Raw genomic sequence first — 23,751 nt, forward strand, 5'->3', positions numbered from 1 at the left:
AAAAAAGGATGTTTAAGGGATGTAAATGTAATGTATTATTACACTTGAGGTGTAGAAGGAGTGACGCAAATGAGTCGAGCTACGGAAAGCATACCCGCCAAGATGGAACTCCAACAGAGGAAACATGTGGAGCCCAAGCGGCAGCATCCATTCATCAAAAGCCTCAAGAAACACTGGGAACTCTACCTGCTCGTGTTGCCCCCGGTATTGTATCTGTTGATCTTCAAGTACATCCCTATGGTGGGTGTCCAAATCGCCTTCAAGGACTTCAGTGTAGTCAAAGGAATCTGGGGAAGCCCGTGGGTCGGATTCAAACACTTTGAAGCCTTCTTCCAATCTCCAAACTTCTGGCTGTTAATCAAAAACACGATAGGCATCAGCTTTTATTCCTTAATTGCTGGTTTCCCCATTCCGATCCTTCTGGCGCTGGCGCTGAATGAGATTCGAACGGGTTACTTCAAAAAGACCGTGCAGATGGTCACTTACGCTCCGCATTTTATCTCAACGGTTGTTATGGTATCCATTATCATTCTGATGCTCTCCCCGCATGTGGGCGTAGTAGACAAGCTGTTCACACTGCTCGGCTTCCCGATGACGAACTTCATGGGCATACCGGAATACTTCAAATCGATCTATGTCTGGTCAGGTGTGTGGCAGGGCATGGGGTATTCATCAATTATATATATCGCAGCTCTTGCTGGTGTTGATCCATCTCTCTATGAAGCAGCGAAGATGGACGGCGCATCAAGGCTTCGGAAAATATGGCACATCGACCTCCCATCGCTCATTCCAGTCACCGTTATCATGCTGATTCTGAGTCTGGGCAGCATTATGGGCGTGGGCTTCGAGAAAATATACCTGATGCAGAATCCGCTCAACACAAGCGCTTCGGAGGTCATCTCCACGTATGTGTACAAGGTGGGTCTGATCGGGGCAAATTTCAGCTTCTCCTCGGCAGTAGGGTTCTTCAACTCCATTATCAACCTGATCCTGCTGGTTATCGTCAACGGCATATCGCGCAAAGTATCCCAGAACAGCTTGTGGTAAAGGAGGAGTTTATCCATGTTCAACCTGATTAATCGTAACCGGATCAAGGACCCACTCGGTGACCGCATTTTCATGACATTCAACTATATCTTTCTGTTCGCCATACTGCTAACAGTGTTTTATCCGCTCTTGTATATCATCAGTTCTTCGTTCAGCTCTTCACGAGCCGTGACATCCGGTCAGGTGTGGCTGTTCCCGGTAGACTTTAACATCAAGGCGTACATCTCCATTTTCAAAAGCCAACAGCTTATGCTCGGTTTCTATAACACGATCATTTACACCGTGGTGGGCACGTTCATTAACGTGGTGCTGACCGTCATGCTGGCGTATCCTTTGTCACGAAAATCGTTTTATGGACGAGGGGCCATCATTATTTTCATGATGATCACGATGTTCTTTGATGGCGGTCTGATTCCCACCTACCTCTTGATGAAGGATTTGCACCTGCTCGATACACGTTGGGCGATGTGGCTGCCCGGGGCGCTCGCAGTATTCCAGGTCATCGTGGCAAGAACTTTCTTCCAATCTTCCATTCCGGAAGAACTCGGGGAGGCCGCGGAAATGGATGGTTGCCGGGATATCCGGTATCTGATCAGCGTAGTTCTTCCCTTATCAAAGCCCATTCTGGCAGTCATGACACTCATGTATGCCGTAGGTCACTGGAATGCGTACTTTGATGCATTGATCTACCTGCGTTCCGAGAAATTGTTCCCTCTACAATACGTGCTTCGCAATCTGCTTATCCTGAACGCGGCTGATCCGGCGATGCTCGCCAATACCAGCCAACAGATGCGGGACCAAGGGTTCGAGCAGGTGTTGAAATATGCACTGATTGTTGTCGCGAGCATTCCAATTCTGATCATGTATCCATTTGTACAGAAACATTTTGTTAAAGGGGTCATGGTTGGTTCCCTGAAAGGTTAATCCTTGTGAGTTAAGCCTGGTTGTCTCTTGAAAGGAGGTGGAAGGAACACGCCGGCTTCCGGGGTCGATTTTATACACGTGCAGTACAAGTCAATAATTTGCCGTTATGAACAAAAAGGAGGAGTCAGATTGAGAAAATCTTGGATTTCGATGTTGTTTCTGGTCTTTGCTTCGATGGCTTTGTTGTCCGCATGCAGTTCATCCGAGGAATCGGGTGGAAGTAGCGACGGTAGCGGGGAGAGCGGCGGTCCTGTAACCATGACCCTCTTTGCTCCGCAAGGCAAAGCGTCCATGGAAGAGAATGAATTTACCCAATTTATCGAAGACAAGTTCGACGTTACCCTAAAATGGGATCTGGCCCCAACGGACGCTTTGCAGGATCGCAGACAATTGCTGCTGGCTAGTGGTGATTATCCGGAAGTATTTCTTCACGGCAAGTTCACCACCTCAGACCTTCAAACCTATGGAAAACAGGGCGTGTTCCTTCCGCTACAAGATCTGATTCAGAAGTATGGTCCGAATCTGACCAAGATTATGGAAGAGAAACCATACTTCAAAGAAGCCATTACGGCACCGGACGGCAACATCTATGCGCTGCCTATCTTCAATGAATGTTACCACTGTACGTATGCACAGAAATACTGGATCAACACGGAATGGCTTGATAATTTGGGTCTGAAAATGCCAACCACAACTGATGAACTGTATACCGTTCTGAAGGCGTTTAAGACACAAGATCCAAACGGTAACGGGAAAGCGGACGAGATTCCACTCACGGGCGCACCGAACAAGTATGTATGGAATGGCAACATTGATGCCTACCTGATGAATAGCTTTATATACAATGATAACGACAAGTACTTGATCGTGAACGATGGCAAGGTGAGTTTTGCCGCCAATCAGGAAGGTTGGAAGAAAGGGCTGGAGTACATGAACAAGCTGTATGCAGATGGCCTGATTGATCCGGCTTCCTTTACACAGAATGATCAGGCGATTGGACAGCTGGGGAACAAGGAAGGAGATGAAGTGGTCGGCTCCATTACAACGGCGCTGGTCAGTTATCTCGTGAATACTTATGACAAAGACATCACCCGTCACCAACACTGGGAGATCGTTCCTCCATTGAAAGGACCAGATGGAGTGCAGACGACAGGCGCCACGCAGAGCGTAGGTGAGTTTGAGTTTGCCATCACGAACAAAGCGACAGAAGCACAGCAGATTGCCGCCATCAAGATCGTAGACTACATGTTCAGTGAAGAAGGTGCGCTGTACGCGGAGTATGGACCAACTGAAGGCAAGGGCTGGAAGAAGGCAGATGCCGATGAGAAAAACATCAATGGCGAGCCGGCCAAATACAGCTACTACAACCTGCCTGAGCGTGATCCAAACGTTGTTGTGAACGAGAGTTGGTCACAGATCGGAGCACATGACTTGTCCAACACGTTCCGTAATTTGTTTGCGGAAGGACAGAATCCTTTAGAAGCAGAGGGTTATGGTACACGTCTGGCTCAAGCTACCAATGTGTATGAACCTTATGCACCCAAAGAAGTATACCCTGCGAACGTATTTATTCGTCCAGAGGATACGGAATCAGCTGCACAACTGACTACGGCCATCAAGGATTATGTGCAGACGAATATGGCACAGTTCATTATTGGCAGCAAGAGCATTGAAAAGGAATGGGATTCGTATGTCAAAGGCTTTGATGGTCTCGGACTGAGTAATTACCTTGAGATCTACCAGCGTGCCATTGAGAAGAATCAATAATTGAAGGTTTCAATATAGAGGCTGTCCCGTCTGTCACCCGTGACCGGGACGGTCTTCTCCTATGACAACCCCACGTCATCCGATATAATGTACTGAATATTTATGGGAATTTAGCGATCAGCACAGATGTTTGTTTGTCGTCATTCAGCATGAACAGTAATGGTGGGGGGATCTCGGAGATGAACAACAATTGGTTTAGGCGTTTGCTGTTATCGTATCTGCCTGTTTTCTTTATTGTGACGACCATTCTATTCTTCATTTTCTTTCAAGTGTTCAATGAACAGAACCGTAGAGAAGCGCTCAAGGCCAATGAATTTCTGGCCTCACAGGTTACGCAATATCTGGACAACTCCCTACGTTCCATCGACTTCAAGGTACTGCGTGAGATTTTGACCAACCCTAACTTGAAGAATTATTTCTCGGTATCTGGCAGCGATGATGTGTATGCCGGCATTCAGGCGGTCCAGGTGGTTGATGAATTGAAAATAGAGTATCCGCTGATTGATTCGATTTATCTCGTTCGATACGGGGATGGCACGGTCTTCAGTAACGGGAAGGCTGTTCCGATTGAAGAGTTCCCGGATGCAGACTTTATTGCAGACAGCCGGACGAGGGATGAACAGAAATGGGCAGGAGCACGAGCGTTCCGGGCTTTTCCATCGCAAGCGACTGAGCAAGTGATTACGATTGTGCGCAGTGTAGGAAACGGCAAAGGACTTGTGGTCACAAACGTGGACCTGAGTACCCTGAGAAAATCCATTATGCAGATGTATGATCCGGAATTTACGTTTGTGAACATCTTCAACCGTTCGGGCGGCAATCTGTGGGATAGCAGCATGCCAGGAGGGGCTGCAGCTTCTACTAAAACCGCATCGGGAGAAGTCTTCTCCGAATTTACGTCGAGTTATAGTGGTTGGAAGGTGCAGACAGGTCTCAACAATGGAAAAATCGTCAAGTGGACGCTGCAATTTTATAATATCTGGTTTGCCTTTGCTGTAGTGGTTGTGTTGATTGGTGTGGTGTGGGTGATCTATGTTACCCGCAGAAACTACAAGCCGATTCAGCAGATTGTCACGTTAATTCAGACCGTCTCTTCGCAGAAGCAATCCGGACTGAACTATGGCAAAGAGAATGAGTTCCGATTCATCCATACAACGCTGGAACGTATGATTGATCAGACGAGACAATATCAGGAGGAGCATGAAGAGAATCTGATTTTGCAGAAAAAAATGTTCTTTCAGGAGTTGCTGGAGGGCACACGAGACTTTACGAGCACGGAGCTGACAGCGGAAATGAAGAAGTTCAAACTGCCTGAGCTGGAGTACCGTTGGGCCGTCATGGTAGTTGAAATGGATCGGTATGATGCATTTGTGACGGAGTATCATGATCAGGACCAATCCCTCCTGAAATTTGTGTTATCCAGTATCCTGCAGGAGAGTGCGCGTCATGAAGGAACGGAAGTATGGGCTGAATGGATCTCCGATCAGCGTCTTTACGCCATCCTCTGGATTCCGGCAATGGAACAGGCTGAGGAGACCGAGCATCGATTGCTTGCTGGTTATCTGGAAAGAATCGATCAGTATCTGAACTTCACCGTGACCATTGGTGTTGGTCGGGTTGCTGTTGATATTCGGGGGCTGAGAGCTTCATTGAAAGAAGCTGTGCACGCGCTGGACTATAAGGCTGTACTGGGCATGAATCGCATCATTCCCTGTAGCGATGTACCGAATTCGACCAATGATGTGTATGAGTTTCTGAAGACCATCTCACTGCTCGTGCAGGCAATGCGCTTGTCGGACGATATCTGGGAAAAACATTTTGAAAGACTGTTTGAACAGATTAGTGAGTCCGTTCTGTCCCGTCAGGAGATTATGAATACGATCCAATTGTTATTTCAACATTACAATCGGGAATTCGCCGAACTTCCACGGGAGTATCAGGAGTCATGGGCTGCTATATTCACCCCGCTTCTTCCAAGGCTTGAGGGCTGGGAGACGTTAGACGATCTGCGTGAGCTGTGCTGGGAAGGGTTCAGGGAACTGGCGCTGCAGATGCAGACGCTGCATTGTTCCCGAAAACACAGATCAAATATTCTGGAGATTCGCAAATACATCGAAGAGCATTACAACAATCCTGATCTGTCTCTGAACTACCTTAGTGATCTATTCGATATTAATCCGAAGTATCTGAGCAAGCTTTTCAAGGATGAGATTGGGGAGAAGTTTGTGGATCTGCTCATTAGTCATCGCATCGAAAAAGCCAAGCTGCTCATGCAGGAGACGGATAAGGCTATTCAGGAGATCAGTGAAGAAGTGGGATACACGAACTATAATTCCTTCAACCGGGCTTTCAAAAACGTGGTGGGTGTGGCACCAAGTGACTACCGCAAAGCCATGTGAGTGCATGCGCCTAACTAATTCCGAACGCATAAGGAGAATGTGCATATGGACTATAAAGATGCTTCGCTTCCCATTCAGGAACGGGTTCAGGATCTGATCGGACGGATGACAACGGCAGAGAAGATTGGACAACTCATTCAGCCGATGGGATGGAAGACGTATGATAAAGCAGATGATGGTACAGTACAGGTGACGGAAGAGTTCAAAGCGGACATGGAACAGGGTGGTGTCGGTTCTCTGTACGGTGTGCTTCGGGCCGATCCATGGACCGAAGTGACGCTGGAAACGGGGCTTACTCCACGGCAGGGAGCCGTTGCCACAAATGTCATTCAGCGGTATGCCATGGAGCATTCCCGGCTGGGCATACCCATTTTGTTTGGGGAAGAGTGTTCCCACGGGCATATGGCGATCGGGGCAACAGTTTTTCCGGTACCGTTAATGGTGGGAAGTACGTGGAATATGGAACTGTACCGCAAGATGTGTGAAGCCATCGCTGTGGAGACCCGGAGCCAAGGGGGAGCGGCAACGTATTCCCCGGTGCTTGATGTCGTACGTGACCCGAGATGGGGACGGACGGAGGAATGTTTTGCCGAAGATCCTTACTTGATTGGTGAATTTGCAGTGGAAGCCATGAAGGGACTACAGGGTGAAGGCCTCGATTCCAACCAGACGATTGTCGCTACACTTAAGCATTTTGCGGCTTATGGCAGCTCGGAGGGTGGGCGTAATGCAGCACCTGTGCATATGGGATTACGTGAATTGCATGAAATAGACCTGTTGCCGTTCAAAAAAGCAGTGGAAGCCGGGGCTTGCTCCGTGATGACCGCATATAACGAAATTGATGGCGTACCATGCACGTCCAGTACGTATCTGCTGAATGACCTTCTGCGTGAGCAGTGGGGTTTTGATGGGTTTGTGATTACTGATTTTGGTGCCATTCAGATGCTGGTTCATGGACATAACACCGCCGAGAACGGGGAGCAGGCCGTGGCACAGTCCCTTCAGGCAGGTGTAGACATGGAGATGTCCGGGTACATGTACCGCAAACATCTTGGTCAGGCGCTTGAGCAGGGATTGATCGAAGAGAAGGATCTGGACTTGGCTGTGTGGCGGGTACTGGAGATGAAATTCAGACTTGGGTTATTTGAAAAGCCTTTCGTTGATCCAGAGTTTGCAGAACAGGTCATCGGATGTGAAGACCATACTCAGCTGGCGAGGGAAGTTGCACAAGAGGGGATTGTTTTACTGAAAAATGAGGGAAATACTCTTCCGCTTGCCAAAACAGGTACAAAGCTAGCTGTCATTGGTCCGAACGCGAACCATATCTATAACCAGCTTGGGGACTATACCTCGCCACAGCCGAGAGAACAGATCGTCACCGTACTGGATGGCATTACACGCAAGCTTGGCGCGGATTCGGGTCAGGTGCTGTACGCACCCGGCTGCCGGATTAAGGGTGACTCCAGAGAAGGTTTTGCGCAAGCGCTCGCCTGTGCGGAACAGGCGGATGTCATCGTGATGGTGATGGGTGGTTCCAGCGCCCGCGATTTTGGTGAAGGTACGATAGACTTGCGGACAGGTGCTTCAGTGGTGACCGATGATCCATGGAACGACATGGAGTGTGGCGAGGGCATTGACCGGGCTTCCCTGAATCTCATGGGTGTTCAATTGGAGCTGGTGCAGGAGGTACATAAGCTCGGGAAACCCGTTATCGTGGTGTATATTAACGGCCGCCCCATTGCTGAACCTTGGATTGATGAGCATGTCCATGCCATTGTGGAAGCGTGGTACCCCGGACAGGAAGGTGGTAATGCCATTGCAGATATTCTGTTTGGCGATGTGAATCCATCGGGGCGCCTTACCGTCTCCATTCCCAAGCATGTTGGGCAACTTCCGGTCTACTATCATGCCAAACGCACTCGTGGAAAGCGTTATCTAGAGATGGATCTGGCGCCGCAGTATCCGTTCGGACACGGACTGAGCTATACCGAATTCAAATACGAGAATGTAAGAGTAATGCCAGAAGTCCTCGGCCCGGATGATGAAGCTCAGGTGATGGTTGAAGTCACGAATACCGGAGCGGTTGCGGGAAGTGAGGTTGTGCAGTTGTATATCACGGATATATCAGCTTCGGTCACGCGGGCTGAAATGTCACTGAAAGGTTTTCGTAAAATCCACCTGGAGCCAGGACAGACCCAGACCGTTACATTCCCTGTGCAAAAAGAACACCTCGCACTGATCGACTCTCGTCTCCAGTCTGTCGTAGAACCGGGTGAATTCAGGCTCATGGTTGGTCGCAATTCGGCTGACTGGACCGCTTGCAGTCTGCAGATCCAGAAGGTGGGGGTGGAGGTATGATTCGAATTCAGCGATTCATCGAAGATCTGAAGCACCGACAATGGCTGGATACGATCGAGCTTCCAGCGTGGGAGATGCAGAGGGCCAGATACATTCGGCCAGGGGAATACGAGTACGAACAGGCAGAAGTAAATGAAGATGAGCAGGCAGACAAGGCCATGCAAAGCTTGAATCCGCTGAACAGCGTACATGGAACGACGTATTTTCTGAGCAAACGTGTGGAGATTCCGGCGGAATGGCAGGATCAGGCTGTTGGGCTGATCTTCGAGGCCGGAGGAGAAGGGCTGCTGAAGGTGAATGGCATGCCGTATCACGGACTGGACCGGAATCATGGGTTCGTCCCCCTTCCGAGAAGTCGGGTAGGAAATACGCCACAGTTGGAGATTGAACTCTATGATCCGATTCCAGAGCCGGATGACCCACTCAACCGACAAGCTGTTATTCAGCCGCCTATTCAGGGCATTCGGGCAGCATTGGTTCATGTTAATCAGCCACTGCAGAGCCTAATGTACAGCGTTACGGTACTCGCCGAGTCGCTCCGGGCATATAACGAGAAGGAGCCCAAGCGGATGGCACTTGTTCAGGCCATTCATCAGGTGATGGATAACATGTACAATGACCCGGAACGCTGGAGTGATGCAGCCTGGATACAGAACTTCGAATATGCATTAGCACAGTCGGTACAGCAGGAAGACCCGGAGGAATATCGAAGTGGCTTCATGCATCTGGTTGGACAATCCCACATTGATATTGCCTGGCTGTGGCCTGTACGTGAGACGGTTCGCAAGTCCAGTCGCACGTTCTCGACCATGTGTACCTTGATGGATACGTACCCGGATTTTGTGTATTCCCAGAGCCAGCCGCAGTTGTATGCCTTCGTGAAGGATCATTACCCGGAGTTGTATGAGCGAGTTAAAGCCCGTATTGCCGAAGGACGCTGGGAGCTGGTCGGAGGCATGTGGGTGGAGCCGGATCTGAATATTCCGAGTGGTGAGTCGTTGGTTCGGCAAATTCTGTATGGGCAGAACTTCTACCAGGCGGAGTTTGGCAAACGCTCCAACATCGAGTGGCTGCCGGATACCTTTGGCTACTGTGCTTCCTTGCCGCAGATGCTGAAACTCGCGGATATTCCTTATTTTATGACCACCAAGCTGAATTGGAATGATACCAATGCGTTTCCGTATGACCTCTTCGACTGGGTAGGCATTGATGGTACTTCGGTGCTTGCGTATCTGAACCATGGGGTGAATGAGCATACGCGTCCCAAAGATGTGGATGAACATTGGCAATCATTTAAACAAAAGGATGTTCACCCTGAGCAAATGTTGCTTTACGGACATGGCGATGGTGGTGGTGGAGTGACGAATGAGATGGTGGAGTTTGCGGAGCGATCCCATTTGATGGTTGGACAGCCAATCAGCAAATTCAGCACAGCAGGGGCTTTTTTTGAAGACATATCATTAAATAATCCGACGTTGCCGAAATGGCACGGGGACTTGTATCTGGAACTGCATCGCGGAACGTATACAACTCATGCGAGGAACAAACGTAGCAACCGTAAGGCAGAGGTATTATATCGGGAAGCGGAAATCTGGGGGCAATTTGCCGGGGCTTACGGCGCGCACACGAAGAATGATCTGGATGAAGGCTGGAAGTTGATCATGCTCAACCAATTCCATGACATTATTCCGGGAACGTCGATTCCTGAAGTATACGTAACGTCCACCGAGGAATACACGAAAGTATTTGCACTGGGTACATCCGCACTGCGGGAAACGCTGGATACCCTTGCGGAGAACATTGCAACAGATGAAGTCGATGGTCTTTCTTACATTATATTCAACAGCCTCGGCTGGAAACGCGGAGAAAATATCACCCTTACAGGGGATGCTCACCTCGCCAGGATGGCAGCATTTGATCGTCAAGGAAACCGTCTGGCCTGTGATCTTGAGCAAAAGGAAGACAAGTATACGTTGCTCGTGCATGTTCCGTCGATTCCTGCTTTTGGGTATACAACCATATGGCTGCGCGAGGCATCGGATGTTATCCTTCCAGTAAGGGAAGAAGAATCTTTCCCTTCCACATGGGAAACGGAATTTTACACGCTTGAGTTTAATGATTTGGGAGAGATCACCCGATGGTATGACAAAACGGTAGGACGCGACTGGCTGAAGCCCGGTGATCGGGCGAATGAGTGGCAGTTTTTCCACGACAAACCGACGTACTGGGATGCCTGGGATATCGATCCGCGGTTTGAATCCCAGCGAGCAGGTGCGGTGCAGTTGATCTCCAGAGAGGTTGTACAGCGCGGGGCTACGCGAGATGTACTACGTTTTGTCTGGAAGCTGAATCAATCGGAGATCAGCCAGGATATCATTTTGCATCGCCACCAGCGGCGTGTTGATTTCCATACCAAAGTGAACTGGAATGAGAGCCATAAGCTGCTCAAGGTGGCCTTTCCAGTGGATCTGGTGGCAGCCAAAGCAGCCTATGAAATCCCGTTTGGAGCGTTGGAGCGTCCAACCCATAACAACACCAGTTGGGAGCAGGCGCAGTTCGAGGTCTGTGGACATCGTTGGGCGGATATCTCGGAGGGCAACAGCGGTGTGAGTTTGCTGAATGATTGCAAGTACGGGTATGACATCAAGGATCGGACGATCCGCCTGTCTCTGCTTCGTGCTCCGAAATGGCCGGATGAACATGCCGATCAGGGCGATCATGAATTCACGTATTCAATCCTGCCACACCAGGGCGATTGGCGACAAGCTACCGTCGTTCGCCGGGCGATGGAGCTGAATCATCCGGTGGAGGTTGTTGCAGCGAGTCAGTCTTCGGGTCACTTGCCAGCTGAACATGTTTGGGTTCAGTTCAACAGTGAGCATGTCATTCTGGATGCAATCAAGCCAGCGGAAGACGGTTCCGGAACAGTACTACGTTTCTACGAATCATCCGGAGGTCGGGAAACGGTGCAGGTTCAGTGGGCTGAAAAGGAAATCAAAGCGTCCATCATTAATCTTCTGGAGGATGAGATCCATCCGTTGGCTTGTTCAAACGGCACAATTGAACTGACATTCAAACCGTATGAGATCAAGTCGGTGAAACTTGTTGATATCAGTAATGAGTCGAACCTTACATTTACATGAGAACGTAGAGTACTCACTCAATCACAGGAGGTATGACATGAAATTAACGAATAAGATCGGTGTCATCGTGGATAGCTTTGGCGTAGGTGTACGGGAAGGGTTGAACAAAGCCAAAGACGTAGGTGCAGAAGGTGTGCAGATCTACGCCGTCAAGGGAGAGATGGACCCTGAAAATTTGTCACCTGCGGCGCGCAAGGAGCTAAAGAGTTACATCGATTCGCTAGGTCTCGAAATTTCAGCATTGGTTGGCGATTTGGGCGGACATGGATTTCAGGTCAAGGAAGATAATCCGTGGAAAGTGGAGAAGTCGAAGCGGATCGTGGATCTGGCTCTCGATCTGGGTACCAACATCGTCACAACACATATCGGCATTGTTCCACATGACCCTTCATCGGAAGTCTATGCTACGCTGCACGCTGCTTGTGAGGAACTGGGTCAATACGCCAAAAGTGTTGGCGCATACTTTGCCATTGAGACAGGACCGGAAACGGCTACTGACTTGAAAGGATTCCTGGATACGTTATCGACCAACGGAGTATCGGTGAATTTTGATCCGGCGAATATGGTGATGGTGACCGGAGATGATCCAGCGCGGGGCGTTCATCTGCTCAAGGATTACATCGTACATACTCATGTGAAGGATGGTGTGCGGCTGAAGGAAGTTGACCCACGAGACGTATACGGAGCGGTCGGTTATGCCCCTATGGATCACGATAAGATTGCCGAGATGGTCTCTTCCGGGACTTTCTTCCGTGAGGTGCCGCTGGGCGAGGGTGGCGTTGATTTTGATGGATACTTTGCAGCGCTTCAGGAGATTGGTTACACCGGTTATCTGACGATTGAACGTGAAGTAGGCCATCAACCGGAGCAGGACATTCGCAAAGCGGTTCAATTTATCCAACAATATCGATAGGGAGCTGAGCAGATGAAAGTGGGCCTGAGCACGTATAGTTTGTTGAACGATTTGAATTCGGGTGAGATGACGGTGCTGGATGTGATCGACTGGATTGCGGCGAACGGCGGCGAGCATATGGAGATGGTGCCTTACGGTTATACCGTGGAGGATAATCACGATCTGGCGGATGCGATTCGGGAGCGGGCGGCGTCTAAGGGTATTGCACTGTCCAACTACTCGCTACCAGCGAACTTCGTGCAGGAGACGGAAGAGGCGTTTGAAGAGGAGATGGCTCGGGTCAAAAGACATGTGGATGTCGTACACCGGATGGGTGTAAAACATCTGCGTCATGACGTCACGGCGTTTACCCTGCCAAAGGAAAAGATGGCCATCGCCTGGTTCGAGCAAAATCTGCCGCTGATGGTGCGGGGAAGCCAGATCATTGCGGACTATGCCGCGCAGTTTGGCATCACGACAACCATTGAAAATCACGGGTTCAGCGTGCAGGCGAGTGATCGGGTGCAGCGTGTTCTGCATGCTGTAGATCGTCCGAACTTCAAAACAACACTCGATATTGGCAATTTCATGTGTGTGGATGAGAACCCGATCGTCGGTGTCATGAAAAATCTGCCGTACGCTTCTCTGGTCCACTTCAAAGATTTCTACTTCCGTCCTTATGATGAGCATCCGGGTGAGGGTGAATGGTTTACGACAGCCTACGGTAACTTCCTGCGAGGAGCGATCGTTGGACAAGGTGACATTCCAATTCGTAAAATTGTAAAGCTGATCAAAGACTCCGGCTATGATGGAAACATTACGGTGGAGTTCGAAGGCATGGAGGAATGTAAATCCGCATCCAAAATCGCCATGGACAACCTGCGCCGCTTCTGGGAAGAGGCGTAACGAAGCATGATGAAACATAATAAGGGAATGGATCAAGGGCCACTTTTCGAAGTGGCTCTTATTTTTGATCATTAGGATTCTGGACTGTCCATCGGTCCAGGATCATTTCGATGTAACGCATGGTTTCCGTTGTCATACCATATACACGAGCTGACCGATCATCCCCTGGGGTGATATAATCCCAATATTTTTCTGCCAATTCTGCATTCCCTTGAAAAGCCCTTTCAGCATAATCAGAGATTCGGATGGCCAGTAACCGTGAGGCTTCGGAATCCGGAGGTTCCATCTTGCATGTATGAACATCTTTAAGAATATCAGCCCATTCCATGGATATTGAATTGTTCTGATTATTCAGAGGTAACGATTCCATTTCTTCAGGTGTAAAAACATCTTGACGGAACTTGCCCGGAGGTTGATCCAGTTCACGGATGAAACCCAGCATCTCATCCAGACTGATTTTACCGGAGGCTCTGATGGCATATATAGTTGAAAAAAGAAGATGCTCGACCTTGCTTAATCTCTCCTGCTGTTCCTTAACGACGGCCAGTTGTTGTTCCAACGTATTATTCCATAAAGTGAGATTACTCTCTGGTTCAGAGCGAGTAGCATCCTGATCAAGGAATTCTCCAATCTCATTCAATTTAAAATGCATTTTCTTCAGAATGGTAATCTGCTGAAGCCGTAAAATATCCTTTTCACCATATAAGCGATACTGATTGTTCTCATTACGGGCCGGTCGCAGTAAACCCAGCTTCTCATAATAATGCAGTGTTCGGATGGATACTCCGGTATGTTTGGATAGTTGTCCAACGGTATACAACAGGCAGATCCCTCCCTCATGATTTATGTATTCTCCACCAGCGCCATGCATTGAGCACCGCCAGAATGATCCCACCGACGAAGATTATCATCATATACAAAATAAATATTTCGGCCAACCCGTTATCTTGCGCGGTATAGCTTAACAATGCCGGTCTATCACCTGGCATAACAACGAATCTGGCTACTTCCAGGTAAGCGACATGAAATCCGATGGAGGCCCATAGAGAACCGGTCAAACTGCGCAGAAGCTGTAACGTAATTCCATAGGTCAAGAGTAGGATCATATAATCCAAGGTTATCCGGTTTCCGGCATCCATACCGACGAGCTCTTGCAATAGGCTGACACTCATCGGAACCAGCAGAAAGAGTATGATTTGAGTTACATAAGCGAAAAACACAGGAAGTCGCAGTCTGGAGCGTAATCCATCATAGACCATGCCTCGCATGGATAGTTCCTCTGGCAAAGCTTCATACAAGAAAGCAATACAACTATTAAGTGCAACAGCAAGCAAGAACTCGGCTGAGAAGTGCCACTCCGTAATCGTAATCCAGTTGTTCATACTAGCTATCGCTAACCCGATGAAGGCCAGAGAAGTGGCAAATAATGCGCCAAAGAGCAAGTGAATTATGCTTTTTCCTGTCAGAGGAAGAAGAATGGACTTCATATGGAAGTGTCTTCGAATGACGAATAGTACGGGCAAGACGATACTAATAATGACAACAGCCTGGATGAGATGAACCATCCATTCAGCAACACCAATAGTGCTGACAAACTCCCCTGCGAGTGTAGCAAAAAACAGACCCAATGTCATCGTCAACCAACTCATTCCAATAATGGATATTCCACTGCTGCGTCGTTTCTTGGTTACATGTTCAGGTGACATACTCATGCTAATCCCCTCCTGAAGCCAGTATAAACCCTCGAGTTAACGTCAGGGTCAAGCAGGAAATATGCCTATCAGAATATGGTTCTGCGCAAGGATTAAGTTACGAGCAGCACAAGTGTGGTATACTGGATATATTCAGCCTGATAATAACTGGCTATGGATAGGAGATGTCACTGATCTATGCAGGTATTCGAGGACTGGAATCAGAAAGTAAAGAGGACGTTTAATGCTACGAACCCAGAGGTAGTGTTGACGGTATCGGAAGCTGGAAGTTTGCTTGGTTTGACCAAAGACCAGATGAAACTGTACGTGGACAAGAACAAACTAACGAAGGTCCCGATCATGAGAAGTGTTCACCGATACCTCTTATTGAAAAGTGAAATAGATAACATCGTTCAAGCTCGATAACTTCATAGGATTGAACACAACCATTTTACCGACAGGATTCGGGAGAGTGGTCTTTTTTTTATCTGAAAGGGGACAGAACGTGCTGAAAAAAGTGTCCAATTGGTTCTATCAGTGGGTGAATTGGAAATGGGTTGCAGCTGCGGTTGTTGTATTTGCTTGTTTTATTGCATTCATTCTGCCCTGGCAGGCGGCAAAGTCGGAGGAGGCCACAGGTGGTGGGCAGTCCCCGGATTCCTCTTTTCTGTACACTGCAAATGATCTTTATCAGATGGCTGAGCAGTATGGTGAAGCAGGGCGGAGCGCCTATATTCAGGCACGATTCACATTTGACCTCATATGGCCCTTGGCATATCTGTTCCTCTTGGTTGTTCTGTTATCGATACTCTATCGCGTGCTTCCGGTAAAGAGTCGTTGGCGCTGGGTGAATCTGATTCCGGTCTTAGGTTGGGTTATGGACATGCTTGAAAATATAGGTGCGTCCCTGTTCATGTATCGTTATCCTGAACGTACGCCTGTGCTTGCTGAACTCACTCCGATATGTACCCTGTTGAAATGGTGTCTGATCTATGCCAGTTTTGCAGCACTGGTTCCTGGTGTTCTGATCGCTGTTCTCTACTATATACGCAGGCGCAAGAAGTAGTGGGAGAGGGATGGATTAAGAATATGTTGGTAACCCTAATCGTGTAAAGGTCCGCAGAGATGAGTGTAGAAATATACGCTTGTCAAAGGACAACCTGTTCATATATACTCATGTCGCAAGTGGCGTGAATCGTATAATTACAAGAGCCCAAGGAGATGAAGAACGCATGTCGATCAGCTTGAATGTGTATCTGGTTACAGACGGTAATGGACGTGAAGCGGTAGATTTTTATCAAAAGGCATTTGGAGCCGAAGTGCTCGCGCTTCAAACATTTGGCGACGGTCCATCTGACCCGAATCACCCCATCCCGCCAGAAGCGAAAGACCGTATTATGCATGCTTCTTTGCAGATTGGCAGCTCGGTATTAATGTTGTCTGATACGTTTCCAGGTATGCCGTACACTGTAGGTAATCATGTTACGGTTACTGTGAACACGGATACGGCGGATGAAGCCAAAGCGATTTTCAACCAGTTGCAAGACGGTGGCGAAGTGAAAATGCCGATACAAGAAACGTTCTGGAGTCCAGCCTACGGCTCGGTTGTCGACAAGTTTGGCGTACAGTTTCAGATTAGTGCTACACCGGGACAAGCTTAAGAGTGTATTCTTCACTAATATAAACTTCAAATGGCAAAAACCTCCGCAATCTGCTTTGAGTAGTTGTGGAGGTTTTTTTGCTTTTTTTGTAATGACTCGTGATTAGTCTTCCTTCTGAATCTTGGAAGGATTGTTGATTTTATAGGGAACCGGGTTACGTGTCAGCTTCTTCTTGATAATTTTCGCTTCAAACGTGATAACGTCGCCCACTTCCAGTTCCTGTTTCTTAACGGTGGCACTGTGGCTAGACCAGGCTTCCCCAACATCAATGACGTCTGGCTCCGTAATGGTAACTGCTTCATAGATGATGACTTCATCGTCATTGTCAGAGAAGTGATTCGGTACGGTGGTGAACTCTTTGACAACGGCACTCATCTTCACTTTACCTTCTGGCAGATCAATCTTGAGGCTCTTAGCTTTGCTCGCTGTTTTGGCTTTAGGTTTGGCATCACTGGCTGCCCCAGACTGAGGTCCAACATACTCTTCTACTAGCCCATCTGGATCACCCTTCAGCCCAGAGGAGAATTCATCTGTGTCCGTATCGTCTGAATCATCCAGATCCACCGGAATTTCATCCAGGTTAACCAAGGCATCTGGAGTTTGCGTAAGTTCAGCAGGGGTAACTGGTACGACTGTATCCGAAATTGAGGGTTCTGTGCTTCGATCTGAACCGGCATTACTTATGCTTCTGGCACTGTAACTGGACGCTTGCATTTCCTTCAGATAAGACGGGTGAATACAATGCTTTTGTCCATTATCCAGTTGAATAACGGCTGCCATGTGATCGACATATCCAATGATGGTGCACGGCATGTTTAATCCGTTTCCTTTATAATAGAACGTTTTGAGTTTGGTCGCTTTACCAGAAAGCAGGCCCCACTCCTGACATTTCTCAATCAGTTCATCTTCGTTATCCAGCGCAATAAAATCCTGCGGTTCAATCATAAATGCGTATGTCATATGGAATTTCCGCCCTTCCAATCCATTCTTCATGTTCATCGTTTCCAAATTACAACCAGTGTATCACAAATGAGCATTTTGCATAAATCGAAACGCTGAAATCTGTACTCGGAGATGAAGATTATCAACGCCTGCTAACAGAGGCCTATGCTATAATTTGATCAGAATGTAAGGGTAGAAGTTGTTGCTATATAAGTTGAACTAAAGATTATTTACACAGACACTACGATGACAGAACAACCTTCCAACCGCTGTGATCCCCAGATTTTTTCGATTCCCTTTTACAAAGGGAAAATCCGGCGATAGCGTATGCTTCCGATGTAGCTTTCTTTCAGAAAGGTTTTAGGCGGCCACTTCGCTTTTTCAGGTTTTTTCTGTCCTCTCCGTTACCGTGTAAATGATTAGTTCAACTTATATAACCTTGATATACATAGTTTAAGAAGGGAAGATCTGTATGGATAAAAAAGTAAATCATCAAGCCGTATGGCTTGCTATAGGTGTTGCCATGGGAGTTAGTATTGGTACAGCTACACAGCAGCTTGGACTCGGGATTGCTTTTGGCTTGGCGCTTGGCATTGTGATTGGTTCGGTGGTTAGCAAACGTGCGGGGGCAGACTCGGAACATATGCTCAGCGAACATGTCCGTGAATTGCACAAACTTGGTGACTGGGAAGACGCGCTTCATCGCTCGCAGGATCATCCGGTACTTATTCTGAAACACAGCACGACGTGTCCAATCAGTGCGAGAGCGTACAGAGAGTTTATAGCTTTTGTCGGCACCAATGCATCAGATTCCAAACAACCCATGGATTACCGCGTTGTCAAAGTGATTGAAAATCGCTCGTTATCCCGTCACATTGCGGAAGAGACAGAGGTTCTCCATGAGTCACCGCAGGTACTTCTGCTCGATCAGGGGCAAGTCGTCAAGCATACCTCCCATGGCAAAATCACGAAAAAGAGATTATTGCAGTGGGCACAGAATCCATTTGGATGAATAATACACCTTCATAGACCCGTTCTTCTCAGCCCATATCTGAGGAGAGCGGGTCTTTTTTACGCTTTTTTTACACCTGTGACGGCATTTCTTTACCCCTTTTTTACAGCGTTTCATATTACGATTTTATATGTAGCAGGTGCAGAGAACGGTAGAGAGAGGGAGGAAGGGCGCATGGTGAATGATGCCACGATGATTGGATTGGTTGTGCTGCTGTTTGCGGTGTTTTGGGGATTCTTGAAATTCTGCGAAAAGGCTTGAGGGTAGAGAGGGGGAGCGGAATGATTGTCATCGGCATGATTGTACTCTCACTGGTGATTTATCTCGGTTATGTGCTGGTGAAGCCGGAGAAATTCTGATGCTGACAATGTGCGTAATGCGGGAACAAGGGACGTTGAATAGGGAGGAAATGCGGATATGGGTATCGGTGTAGTGCAAGTAGCGGTGACGCTACTGATCATCCTGCTACTGGTGAAACCGGTGGGAAAATATATAGTGAACGTGTTTGATGGACAGCGAACGGGGTTGGATCGGATTTTTGGTGGACCGGAGCGACTGCTCTATCGAGTAATGGGAGTACGCGAGAACGAATCCATGGGGTGGAAAAAGTACCTAACGGCTGTTCTCCTCTCCAACTTTGTAATGTTGGTATTGATGTTTCTGGTGCTGCGACTACAAAAATATTTACCGCTCAATCCGGATGGAATCGGCAATATGCCAGCGGCGCAGGCATTTAATACGGCCGTTTCCTTCATGACCAACACGAACTGGCAGTCGTATACGGGCGAGAACGCCCTGTCGTATCTGTCACAGATGCTGGCCGTGACGTTCCCGATGTTTACGTCAGCAGCGACAGGATTTGCAGTGGCTATTGCATTCATTCGCGGATTGATAGGCCGCCGGGATGAACTGGGGAACTTTTACGTCGACCTTGTACGGTCGATTACGAGAATTTTTTTACCGCTGAGCTTCATCGTGGCCTTGTTCCTCGTGTTCCAGGGGGTGCCTCAGACACTCGCGGGAGCGGTGAACGCAACCACGCTGGAAAGCGCGCAGCAGACGATCACACGTGGACTGGTCGCTTCACTGGAGTCGATCAAACACATCGGAACGAATGGTGGCGGCTGGTTTGGAACCAATGCTGCACATCCATTCGAGAATCCGACGGCCCTGAGCAATCTGGTGCATATCGTCTGTATGATGCTGTTACCCACTGCACTGGTATACGCCTTCGGCTTGATGGTCAATAACCGGAAGCAGGGTTGGGCATTGTTCGTAGCGATAAGTTTTCTTTTCCTAGTGATGTTGACCACCGTATTTGTCTCCGAATATCGCGGTGTACCCGCGCTGGATGCAGTAGGTCTTCAAGGCAATATGGAGGGGAAAGAGGTCAGGTTCGGCATACCCGAATCGGCTTTATTCACAGCGGTCACGACGGCGGCTACAACAGGTTCAGTCAACAATATGCACGAGTCGCTCACTCCGCTTGGAGGTCTTGTGTCACTGGCTCAGATGATGCTCAATAACGTGTTTGGGGGCAAAGGGGTAGGGCTGATCAACGGACTGCTGTATGTGATTCTGGCTGTGTTTATCTGTGGATTAATGGTGGGACGGACACCTGAGTTTCTGGGCAAAAAAATCGAGGGCAAAGAAGTGAAGCTCGCATCCATCGCCTTGCTCATTCATCCTTTGATTATTCTGGCGCCAACGGCAATCGCGCTTATGCGTCCCGAAGCCATTGCGTCCATCTCAAACGGGGGAATGCATGGCCTGACCGAGGTTCTCTATGCTTTTGCCTCGGGTGCAGCCAATAATGGATCGGCCTTTGCCGGACTGAATGCCAATACAGACTTTTATAACATCGCGATTGGTATCGTTATGCTGCTGGGAAGGTACGTTTCGATGATCGCCATGCTGGCTATTGCGGGTTCGCTCGCTACGAAACGGGTTGTACCGGTAACTACAGGTACGCTACGTACGCACACGCCTCTATTTGCTGGCATTCTGGTTATGATGATCGTTGTTGTCGGCGCGCTCACGTTCTTCCCATCACTTGCCCTTGGACCGATTGCAGAGCATCTGGCGATGATTCAATGAGAGATATGACAGGGAAACGACAGATGGGTCAGCACAAGGACGTAACGTATGGAGGTGGCAGTGCACGATGAATGCAGTCGAACGAAAGAAGGAACAGACGATGCAACACATGGATACAGAAATGTTTAGAACGAAGGGCAATGAGCCGGATAACAACCGCGGTAATATTCAACGTGATCCCGGATCAAAACGTTCGTTAAGCAAGGATATGATAGTTCAGGCTTCACTGGATGCAGTGAAAAAGCTAAATCCGGTGGTCATGATCAAAAATCCGGTCATGTTTATTGTCGAGGTGGGTACATTCATTACGCTCTTATTATGCATCAACCCCGATCTGTTCACCGCATCCGAGGCTGGGCGCGGATATAATATCGCCGTGTTTTTCATTTTGCTGTTCACGTTGCTGTTCGCCAACTTCGCAGAAGCACTTGCAGAAGGAAGAGGTAAGGCGCAGGCGGATACGTTACGCAAGACGAAGTCGGACACCCTGGCCAATCTGGTGCAGAAGGATGGAACAATCCGGCAAGTGTCTTCGACCCAGTTGAAAAAAGGTGATATGGTCCGTGTGGAAGTTGGTGAACTGATCCCGACGGACGGTGAGATTATGGAAGGCTTGGCCTCCATTGATGAATCGGCCATTACGGGAGAATCCGCCCCGGTTATCAAGGAGGCAGGGGGAGATTTCTCCTCCGTTACCGGGGGGACACGTGTCGTGTCCGATTACATCGTCATGCGTGTTCAGACTGATCCGGGTGAGTCATTTCTTGACCGGATGATCTCTCTGGTTGAGGGGGCACAGCGCCAGAAAACACCAAACGAAATCGCGCTGACAACCCTGCTCGCCGTATTAACTCTGATTTTTCTGATTGTCATACTCACGATGGTTCCAATGGCGAATTACCTGGGTATTCGACTGGATCTGGCGACATTGATCGCACTGCTTGTCTGCCTGATCCCAACCACAATTGGTGGATTGTTATCGGCCATTGGTATTGCCGGGATGGACCGTGTTACGCAGTTTAATGTGCTCGCCATGTCGGGTAAAGCGGTGGAAGCAGCCGGGGATATCGATACGTTGATTCTGGACAAAACGGGGACGATCACATACGGAAACCGTATGGCATCTGAATTCATTCCAGTTCAGGGCATTACTTCATCAGAGATGACGCGGGCTGCTTTACAGGCTTCTGTGCGAGATGAGACCCCGGAAGGGCGTTCTGTTGTGGAATTGGCAGGCAAACAAGGCCAAAGTTGGTCTGAGACGGAGTATGCGAATGCGGAAAATGTGGAATTCACGGCAGAGACCCGGATGTCTGGTCTGAATCTGATCAGCGGAATGAAGATCCGCAAAGGAGCGGTGGATGCAATCAAACGTCATATTGCTTCCGAAGGAGGCCGCATACCTGGTGATCTGGATGAGATTGCAAATCGTATTGCGAAGGCCGGAGGCACGCCGCTTGCTGTGGCCATCGATGAACGAATCTACGGTGTGATCTATCTGAAAGACACTGTGAAGCCAGGGCTGAAGGAGAAGTTTGCTGAGATGCGCGCCATGGGCATCAAGACCATTATGTGTACAGGTGATAATCCGCTAACCGCAGCGACCATAGCGCTGGAAGCGGGCGTGGATGATTTTATTGCCGAAGCGAAGCCCGAGGACAAGATTGCGGCGATCAAAAAAGAGCAGCAGGAGGGCAAACTCGTCGCCATGACGGGCGATGGTACGAACGATGCTCCTGCTCTGGCGCAGGCCGATGTAGGCCTGGCGATGAATTCGGGCACCATGGCGGCCAAGGAAGCGGCAAACATGATTGACTTGGATTCAGACCCGACCAAGTTATTGTCGGTTGTCTCCATTGGCAAGCAGCTACTGATTACACGCGGCGCACTCACAACCTTTTCGATATCCAATGATATTGCGAAGTATTTTGCTATCATTCCAGCTATGTTTATTCTCGCCATGCCGCAGCTTCAGGCGCTTAATATTATGAATCTGGCTTCACCACAGTCTGCGATCCTGTCGGCGCTGATCTTCAACGCCATTATTATTCCGCTGCTTATTCCCATCGCGATGAAAGGGGTTAAGTATCGGGCGATGTCAGCCGAAAGGTTGCTTGGCCGCAATGTGTTCATTTATGGCGTAGGCGGTGTGATTGTGCCTTTTATCGGGATTAAGCTGATTGATATGGTTCTGTCGGGGATTCTTTAACGAGATAACAACACTTATCAAAACTGTTCTTTTATCCTAATGAATTCAGGAAGTGATCTGTATGAACATGTTCTTGCCCGCCATACGGTTATCCGTTGTGCTTATGCTGATATGCGGCCTAATCTATCCCCTCGTAACGACTGGCGTAGCTCAACTTCTCTTTCCTGCGCAGGCGAATGGAAGTTTGATTACGCAAGATGAGAAAATCATCGGCTCGTCCCTGCTGGCGCAGGAAATCCAATCGCCGGGGCTGTTCCAGCCCCGGGCATCAAATGCTAATTATGATCCAACGGCTTCAGCCGGTTCGAATCGCGCCGTAGCCTCGGAGGAGTATATCGGCGAGATGAAAGAAAAGATTGCTCAGCTCCAGCAGGAAAACCCGGGATTGAAGCAGATCCCTGCTGATCTCGTGACGGGTTCAGGCTCTGGACTTGACCCGGATCTCTCTCCCGAAGCCGCTGAGGCACAGATCCCGCGCATTAGTGAAGCTACAGGGCTTAGTGAACAGCAGCTTGTGCAACTTGTAAATGAGCATACGGAAGGCCGTCAGATGGGTATATTCGGGGAACCACGTGTGAATGTAACGGCTCTGAATCTGGCGCTGACAGCAGAACTGAACTAACGAACGAACATATTAGCCTGCTCACGATTATCGGGAGGGGCTTTCTCCATTTTTTCTTCATATTTTTAAAGGAAAGGGGGA

At 48.7% G+C, this 23,751-nt stretch carries 18 protein-coding genes; 15 read left to right on the plus strand and 3 right to left on the minus strand.

Annotation, left to right across the window (positions count from 1 at the left end):
- Positions 1–102: 102 nt before the first annotated feature.
- The 8 genes from NSQ20_RS01155 (at position 103) to NSQ20_RS01190 (ending at position 13,436) form a co-directional block, all read left to right on the plus strand.
- On the plus strand, positions 103–1,047 hold the full coding sequence (locus tag NSQ20_RS01155; RefSeq protein WP_143781513.1) for an ABC transporter permease subunit: 945 nt from the start codon (positions 103–105) through the stop codon (positions 1,045–1,047).
- A 15-nt stretch (positions 1,048–1,062) separates the two neighbouring features.
- Positions 1,063–1,971 carry a carbohydrate ABC transporter permease gene (locus tag NSQ20_RS01160; protein ID WP_017691189.1) on the plus strand — a complete coding sequence of 303 codons (909 nt, stop codon included), beginning with the start codon at positions 1,063–1,065 and terminating at the stop codon, positions 1,969–1,971.
- Between the two features lie 129 nt (positions 1,972–2,100).
- Complete coding sequence (locus NSQ20_RS01165; RefSeq protein WP_017691188.1) at positions 2,101–3,738, plus strand: extracellular solute-binding protein; 1,638 nt, start codon at positions 2,101–2,103, stop codon at positions 3,736–3,738.
- Positions 3,739–3,917: 179 nt separating this feature from the next.
- Positions 3,918–6,137 (plus strand): helix-turn-helix domain-containing protein, encoded by a 2,220-nt coding sequence (locus NSQ20_RS01170; RefSeq protein ID WP_340031645.1) that lies wholly within the window; start codon positions 3,918–3,920, stop codon positions 6,135–6,137.
- Positions 6,138–6,182: 45 nt separating this feature from the next.
- A complete protein-coding gene (locus NSQ20_RS01175; RefSeq protein WP_340031646.1) occupies positions 6,183–8,495 on the plus strand; it encodes a glycoside hydrolase family 3 N-terminal domain-containing protein in 2,313 nt (770 codons plus the stop codon).
- Positions 8,492–11,638, plus strand: coding sequence for an alpha-mannosidase (locus tag NSQ20_RS01180; protein ID WP_340031647.1), 3,147 nt, complete (start codon positions 8,492–8,494; stop codon positions 11,636–11,638). Before NSQ20_RS01175 ends, NSQ20_RS01180 begins: the two co-directional genes overlap by 4 nt.
- 37 nt (positions 11,639–11,675) lie before the next feature.
- Positions 11,676–12,551, plus strand: coding sequence for a sugar phosphate isomerase/epimerase family protein (locus NSQ20_RS01185; protein WP_340031648.1), 876 nt, complete (start codon positions 11,676–11,678; stop codon positions 12,549–12,551).
- A 12-nt stretch (positions 12,552–12,563) separates the two neighbouring features.
- Positions 12,564–13,436 carry a sugar phosphate isomerase/epimerase gene (locus NSQ20_RS01190; RefSeq protein WP_340031649.1) on the plus strand — a complete coding sequence of 291 codons (873 nt, stop codon included), beginning with the start codon at positions 12,564–12,566 and terminating at the stop codon, positions 13,434–13,436.
- Positions 13,437–13,494: 58 nt separating this feature from the next.
- On the opposite strand, the gene NSQ20_RS01195 is transcribed toward NSQ20_RS01190, so the two are convergent.
- Positions 13,495–14,256, minus strand: a complete 762-nt coding sequence (locus tag NSQ20_RS01195) for a MerR family transcriptional regulator (RefSeq protein ID WP_036616348.1) — start codon at positions 14,254–14,256, stop codon at positions 13,495–13,497.
- 16 nt (positions 14,257–14,272) lie between these two features.
- On the minus strand, positions 14,273–15,148 hold the full coding sequence (locus tag NSQ20_RS01200) for a CPBP family glutamic-type intramembrane protease (RefSeq protein ID WP_340031650.1): 876 nt from the start codon (positions 15,146–15,148) through the stop codon (positions 14,273–14,275).
- 177 nt (positions 15,149–15,325) lie between these two features.
- Here NSQ20_RS01200 and NSQ20_RS01205 point away from each other — a divergent pair, with 177 nt between their 5' ends.
- The 3 genes from NSQ20_RS01205 (at position 15,326) to NSQ20_RS01215 (ending at position 16,788) form a co-directional block, all read left to right on the plus strand.
- Complete coding sequence (locus tag NSQ20_RS01205) at positions 15,326–15,553, plus strand: hypothetical protein (RefSeq protein ID WP_017691180.1); 228 nt, start codon at positions 15,326–15,328, stop codon at positions 15,551–15,553.
- Between the two features lie 79 nt (positions 15,554–15,632).
- A complete protein-coding gene (locus tag NSQ20_RS01210; RefSeq protein WP_282319709.1) occupies positions 15,633–16,193 on the plus strand; it encodes a hypothetical protein in 561 nt (186 codons plus the stop codon).
- 166 nt (positions 16,194–16,359) lie between these two features.
- Positions 16,360–16,788, plus strand: coding sequence for a VOC family protein (locus NSQ20_RS01215; protein ID WP_047841503.1), 429 nt, complete (start codon positions 16,360–16,362; stop codon positions 16,786–16,788).
- 102 nt (positions 16,789–16,890) lie between these two features.
- On the opposite strand, the gene NSQ20_RS01220 is transcribed toward NSQ20_RS01215, so the two are convergent.
- The gene (locus NSQ20_RS01220; RefSeq protein ID WP_127546473.1) at positions 16,891–17,748 is read right to left on the minus strand and encodes a hypothetical protein; all 858 of its coding nucleotides are present in this window, start codon (positions 17,746–17,748) and stop codon (positions 16,891–16,893) included.
- 454 nt (positions 17,749–18,202) lie between these two features.
- Here NSQ20_RS01220 and ytxJ point away from each other — a divergent pair, with 454 nt between their 5' ends.
- The 4 genes from ytxJ to kdpC all read left to right on the plus strand — a co-directional run bounded on the left by ytxJ (position 18,203) and on the right by kdpC (position 23,670).
- Complete coding sequence (ytxJ, locus tag NSQ20_RS01225) at positions 18,203–18,742, plus strand: bacillithiol system redox-active protein YtxJ (RefSeq protein WP_340031652.1); 540 nt, start codon at positions 18,203–18,205, stop codon at positions 18,740–18,742.
- A 423-nt stretch (positions 18,743–19,165) separates the two neighbouring features.
- The gene (gene kdpA / locus NSQ20_RS01230; protein ID WP_340032975.1) at positions 19,166–20,839 is read left to right on the plus strand and encodes a potassium-transporting ATPase subunit KdpA; all 1,674 of its coding nucleotides are present in this window, start codon (positions 19,166–19,168) and stop codon (positions 20,837–20,839) included.
- 208 nt (positions 20,840–21,047) lie between these two features.
- Entirely contained in the window at positions 21,048–23,048 is a 2,001-nt protein-coding gene (kdpB, locus tag NSQ20_RS01235; protein WP_340032976.1) for a potassium-transporting ATPase subunit KdpB, read from the plus strand.
- A 61-nt stretch (positions 23,049–23,109) separates the two neighbouring features.
- Complete coding sequence (gene kdpC / locus NSQ20_RS01240; RefSeq protein WP_340018917.1) at positions 23,110–23,670, plus strand: potassium-transporting ATPase subunit KdpC; 561 nt, start codon at positions 23,110–23,112, stop codon at positions 23,668–23,670.
- The last annotated feature ends 81 nt before the right edge of the window (positions 23,671–23,751 follow it).

This window comes from Paenibacillus sp. FSL K6-1122, assembly GCF_037977015.1.
Classification (GTDB): domain Bacteria; phylum Bacillota; class Bacilli; order Paenibacillales; family Paenibacillaceae; genus Paenibacillus; species Paenibacillus amylolyticus.